Origin of the sequence: Sulfitobacter sp. UBA4523, assembly GCF_002388305.1 — a bacterium.
GTDB classification, from domain to species: domain Bacteria; phylum Pseudomonadota; class Alphaproteobacteria; order Rhodobacterales; family Rhodobacteraceae; genus Sulfitobacter; species Sulfitobacter pontiacus.
This window is the reverse complement of the sequence record NZ_DGMH01000022.1, coordinates 151,567-156,833: the sequence shown is the minus strand read 5'-3', so window position 1 is coordinate 156,833 and position 5,267 is coordinate 151,567. Positions and strand designations below refer to the sequence as shown.

General features: G+C 62.5%; 5 protein-coding genes. 2 read left to right on the top strand and 3 right to left on the bottom strand.

The window, feature by feature from the left end:
* The 3 genes from B3849_RS05505 to B3849_RS05495 all read right to left on the bottom strand — a co-directional run.
* A partial coding sequence (locus B3849_RS05505; RefSeq protein ID WP_286779897.1) for a DNA polymerase occupies positions 1-1,811 on the bottom strand: 1,811 nt, incomplete at its 3' end.
* Between the two features lie 119 nt (positions 1,812-1,930).
* Positions 1,931-2,560, bottom strand: a complete 630-nt coding sequence (locus B3849_RS05500) for a TIGR02117 family protein (protein WP_278424953.1) — start codon at positions 2,558-2,560, stop codon at positions 1,931-1,933.
* Between the two features lie 50 nt (positions 2,561-2,610).
* Entirely contained in the window at positions 2,611-2,790 is a 180-nt protein-coding gene (locus B3849_RS05495) for a zinc-finger domain-containing protein (protein ID WP_005850479.1), read from the bottom strand.
* 185 nt (positions 2,791-2,975) lie between these two features.
* Between B3849_RS05495 and gpmI the strand changes: the two genes are divergently transcribed.
* Positions 2,976-4,493, top strand: a complete 1,518-nt coding sequence (gpmI, locus tag B3849_RS05490) for a 2,3-bisphosphoglycerate-independent phosphoglycerate mutase (protein ID WP_286779896.1) — start codon at positions 2,976-2,978, stop codon at positions 4,491-4,493.
* Positions 4,490-5,267: murein hydrolase activator EnvC family protein (locus B3849_RS05485; protein ID WP_286779895.1), on the top strand; the 778-nt coding region annotated here is incomplete at its 3' end. The genes gpmI and B3849_RS05485, both read left to right, overlap by 4 nt.

Sequence of the window (5,267 nt, the reverse complement as noted above, 5' to 3'; positions counted from 1 at the left end):
TTCTTGCCGCCCTCAAGACCCATCTCGTCGAACAGGATTTCCCCCAACTGCTTGGGCGAGCCGACGTTGAATTTGCGCCCGGCCAGCTCATAGATCTCGTCCTCAAGCCCCGCCATCTTCTGGGCAAAGGCGTTGGACATCCGGCTCAGCGTATCGCGGTCCACCTTCACGCCAGAGCGTTCCATTGCCGCCAAAACAGGCACAAGCGGGCGTTCAAGCGTTTCATAAACCTTCGTCACCCCGACGCGGTGGAGCTGGGGCTTGAACAATTGCCACAGACGCAGAGTGATATCGGCATCCTCGGCGGCATATTTCACCGCATCGGCGAGCGGCACCTTATCAAAGGTGATGGCGGATTTGCCTGTCCCCAGCAGCGGCTTGATCGGGATCGGTGTGTGCGACAGATAGCGTTCAGACAGCGTGTCCATGCCGTGGCCGTGCAGCCCGGCGTGCATCGCGTAAGACAGCAGCATCGTGTCGTCGATGGGCGCGACGTTGATCCCGAGCTGAGCGAAAATCTTGCTGTCGTATTTCATGTTCTGCCCGATCTTGAGGATCGAGGGATCCTCCAGCATCGGGGTCAGCAGGCGCAGCGCCTCTTCGGTAGGGATCTGCCCCTCGGCGAGATCATCACTCCCGAACAGATCATCGCTGCCGCGCGCCTTGTGGATGAGCGGGATGTAGCAGGCCTTGCCCGGTTCGACACAGAGCGAAACGCCGACAAGCTGCGCGACCATATCGTCCAGCCCGGTGGTCTCTGTATCGACGGCGACATAGCCGAATTCGTAGATACGGTCGATCCAGGCCTGCAGCGCCGCTGTGTCACTGACGTGTTCATAGAGCTCTGCGTCAAAGGGCACATCCGCCGCGGCCGGGGCATCGGCGGCGACCGGTGCCTCGGCGATGGTGGGGGCCTCTTTCCCAAGCACCTCGGCCACACGTTTGGACAGGGTGCGAAACTCCATCTCGGCCAGAAAGCCCAGCAGTTGATCTGCATCAGGGTCGCGCACCTCAAGATCCTCAAGGGTGAAGTCCAGCGGCGTGTTCTCGTCCAGCTTGACCAGATCACGGGACAGGCGGATCTGGTCGGCATGGTCGATCAGGGTCTGGCGCCGCTTGGGCTGCTTGATCTCGCCTGCGCGCTCCAGCAGCGCATCGAGATCACCGTATTCGTTGATCAGCAAAGCGGCCGTTTTGATTCCGATCCCGGGTGCCCCGGGGACGTTATCGACAGAGTCGCCCGCCAGCGCCTGCACATCCACCACACGATCGGGATAGACGCCGAATTTCTCGAACACACCGTCGCGGTCGATGCTCTTGTTTTTCATCGCATCCAGCATTTCAACACCGCCGCCGACCAGCTGCATCAGATCCTTGTCCGAACTGATGATGGTGCAGCGGCCACCTGCGGCGCGTGCCTGTACGGCGAGCGTGGCAATGATGTCGTCCGCCTCGAAACCTTCCTTTTCCTTGCAAGCGATATTGAAGGCTTCGGTGGCGGTGCGGGTCAGGGGGATCTGCGGACGCAGGTCTTCGGGCATGGCCTCGCGGTTGGCCTTGTATTTGTCGTACATGTCGTTGCGGAAGGTATGGCTGCCCTTGTCAAAGATCACGGCCACATGGGTCGGTGCATCCGGGCCTGTGTTGCCTTCGACATAGCGGTGCAACATGTTGCAAAAACCCGCCACTGCACCAATCGGCAGCCCGTCCGACTTGCGCGTCAGCGGTGGCAGCGCGTGATAGGCGCGGAAAATAAACGCCGACCCGTCGATCAGATGCAGATGGTGACCTTTGCCAAATGTGCCGGACATGTCGGTGCTCCTCTTTCAGACAAGCTTTCTTGTGCCACGAAGCCGGCAAACTCTCCAGCGGCCAATTGCCCGCGACCGGCTTCATTTTGCCAAATAAACTCCCCGCGGAGCGTCCCTGCCTAGCGGGGCTCGCTTTGGTAAAGGCGCCAGGAGAGGCTCACCGACAAGGGGAGCGGCGTCCAGCGTCCGAAGCGCAGCCCCGCCGCACGGAGTTGGTCGCCGATCCAGACGTTGCAGGTGCGCAGGATGCTAAAGCGTCCCTTGGCGGCAAAGAATCCATCGGTGGCGGTATACCCATCCACATCGACACGTTGCGGCAGCCCGTCAGGGCCGGGGTCAAGCGCCGACCAGACATTTGCGACCAGCCTGCGGTACGCGCCTTCGGTCATCGTCACGGTCCGGCGTTCGGCGGTCGGGGCGATGGGGCCAATGACATCAATCCGCAGCACCGCGTCATCGCCGATAATCCCGCGCCAGACATTGCCGAGTTTCAATTCGCGATAGGTGGGGGTTTCCGTATAAAACTTGCGCGCCCCCCATCCGATGACAAGCCACCGCGCATCGGGGTGCGATAGCGGCAGACCCCGCGTCTCGAGCGCGGCAAACCGCGGGCCCGAGATATCATCAATCGGGATCAGCAGATCATAGTGGATGGGTCCGTGGACCAGCAGCACCTCGCGCGTTGGCACCGCGCGCGGTTCATCAGAGGCAGGAGCGGCCCAGAGGGCACCGATCACTGCGGCAAGCACAAAGCACGCGGGCAAAAGCGCAAGCGCGCCCAGCCATCGTAACGCTTTGGTCAGACCTTGCCCTCAAACTCGGCGTGGATGAACTTGCAGTCGCAGTACCCACATTCGACCCAGCCCTTGTCTTGCGGGATTTGCAGCCAGACGCGCGGGTGCCCCAAGGCGCCTTCGCTGCCGTCACAGGCGACGCGCCAGGTGTTCACAATGCGGGTTTCCGGTGCTTGGGATGTCATGCTGTCGTCCTTGGCTTTGATGCGCCCATCTTATGACCAAACCGCGCAGGCAGGGCAAGGGTGCGCCGTGTGATTTGGCCGCCCTCTGCTTACAAGTTTGTAAACTGCGTTGAATTAGGTTCACCATCGGCCAGAGAGCCGCTAAAAGACGGAAAACCACTGTAAACCTGCGGAGCGGTCTCAGGATGAACACCCCAAAACCTGTCGTATTGTGCATTCTGGATGGGTGGGGCCTGCGCGATGACCCTCAGGGCAACGCGCCCCTTCTGGCAAAGACCCCGCATGTCGACCGGATCATGCAAAGCTGCCCTTCAGCGACGCTGACCACCTTCGGGCCTGATGTGGGGCTGCCACAGGGGCAGATGGGCAATTCCGAGGTGGGGCATACCAATATCGGGGCTGGTCGTGTCGTCGCGATGGATCTGGGACAGATCGATCTGGCGATCGAGGAAGGCGCGTTTGCCACCCATCAACCGTTGTTGGACTTTGCCGAGACGCTGAAACAGACCGGCGGCACGGCGCATCTGATGGGGCTTGTCTCTGATGGCGGGGTGCATGGGCATCTGACGCACATGATTGCCGCGGTACGTGCGCTGCGGGCGCAGGGTATTCCGGTGGTGATCCATGCGCTGACCGACGGGCGCGATGTCGCGCCGCGCTCGGCCTTGGGCTATTTCGAGACGCTGCAAGCCGCCTTACCCGACGGGGCGAGCATCGCGACCGTCTCGGGGCGCTATTTCGCGATGGACCGTGACAACCGCTGGGACCGCGTTGCCAAAGCCTATGAGGCGATCGTGCAGGGCAAGGGCAGTGCCGCCCCAACCGCCCGCGATGCGGTGAATGATGCCTATGGTCTGGACGAAAACGATGAATTTATCACGCCCACGGTGTTGGAGGGCTACACCGGCGTGCAGGACGGGGATGGGATCTTCTGCCTGAATTTCCGCGCTGACCGCGCGCGTGAAATCATGTCGGCGCTTGCGGATCCGGAGTTTGATGCCTTCGACACAGGTGCGCGGCCAACGTGGTCTGCGGTGATGGGCATGGCGGAATACTCCGACGCGCATGGGGCGTTCATGACCACCATGTACCCCAAGCCCGAGATCGTGAACACGCTTGGCGCATGGGTCGCGCAGCACGGCCTGCGGCAGTTCCGCTTGGCCGAGACAGAGAAATACCCGCATGTGACGTTCTTTCTGAACGGGGGCGAGGAAACCCCTACAACGGGCGAGGACCGCTATATGCCCAAGTCGCCGAATGTGGCGACCTATGACTTGCAGCCAGAGATGTCTTGCGCGGAAGTCACCGACCGTTTCGTGCAAGCGATCAAGGACCGCTACGACCTGATTGTGGTGAATTACGCGAACCCCGATATGGTGGGGCATACCGGTGATCTTGATGCGGCCATCGCGGCCTGCGAGGCGGTGGATACCGGCCTTGGGCGCGTGCTTGAGGCGCTTGAGGAGGTCGGCGGCGCGATGATCGTCACTGCGGACCACGGCAATTGCGAAACGATGATTGATCCCGAAACCGGCGGGGCGCATACGGCGCATACGCTCAACCCCGTGCCCGTGGCGGTTGTCGGCGGGCCCGATGGGGCCAGCCTGCGCAGCGGTCGTCTGGCCGATCTGGCACCGACAGTGTTGCAGTTGATGGGGCTGGATCAACCGGCCGAGATGACGGGAAAGTCGCTGCTCGAATGATCCGCCTTTGCGCCCTTGCCCTAATGTTCTGGCCCGTCGGCGTGTTTGCGCAAACCGAGGCGGCAGAACAGGCGCGTCGCGCGATGGCCGACCTTGAAGCGGCCTCTGCCCAGTTGGACGCCGCAGATGGGGCGCGGGACCGCGTGCAGGCGCTGACCCAGACGATTCAGGCGTTTGAAACCGGCCTTGGGGCCATGCGCGAGGGGCTGCGTCAGGCGGCCATCAACGAGGCGCAGCTGAGCAAAAAGCTACAGGCCCGCGATGGCGAGGTCGCGCAGTTGCTGGGCGTGTTGCAAAGCATCGGCGGTAACCCGTCGCCCACCTTGTTCCTGCATCCTGAAGGGCCCGTTGGCACCGCACGCGCGGGTATGCTGCTGGCAGAGCTGACACCGGCCCTGAACACCCGCGCCGATGTCTTGCGGCAGGATCTTGAAGACGTGCAGACCCTGCGGGCGCTTCAGACCGATGCGGCACAGCGCTTGCAGGACGGGCTGACGGAAATCCAGCGCGCCCGGACAGAGCTTAATCAGGCGATGGCCAACCGGACCGATCTGCCCAAACGCTTCAACGAAGACCCGGTGCGCACCGCGATCCTGATCTCGACCTCCGAGACGCTATCGGGGTTCGCCAGCGGCCTGTCCGAGATGACCTCGGACCCGATCGCGGACGCGCCCGCCGATTTCGAAGGGCGGAAGGGCGACCTGACCTTGCCGGTACAGGGCGTGATCCTGCGCCGTGCCAATGAAACCGATGCGGCGGGGGTGACGCGCCCCG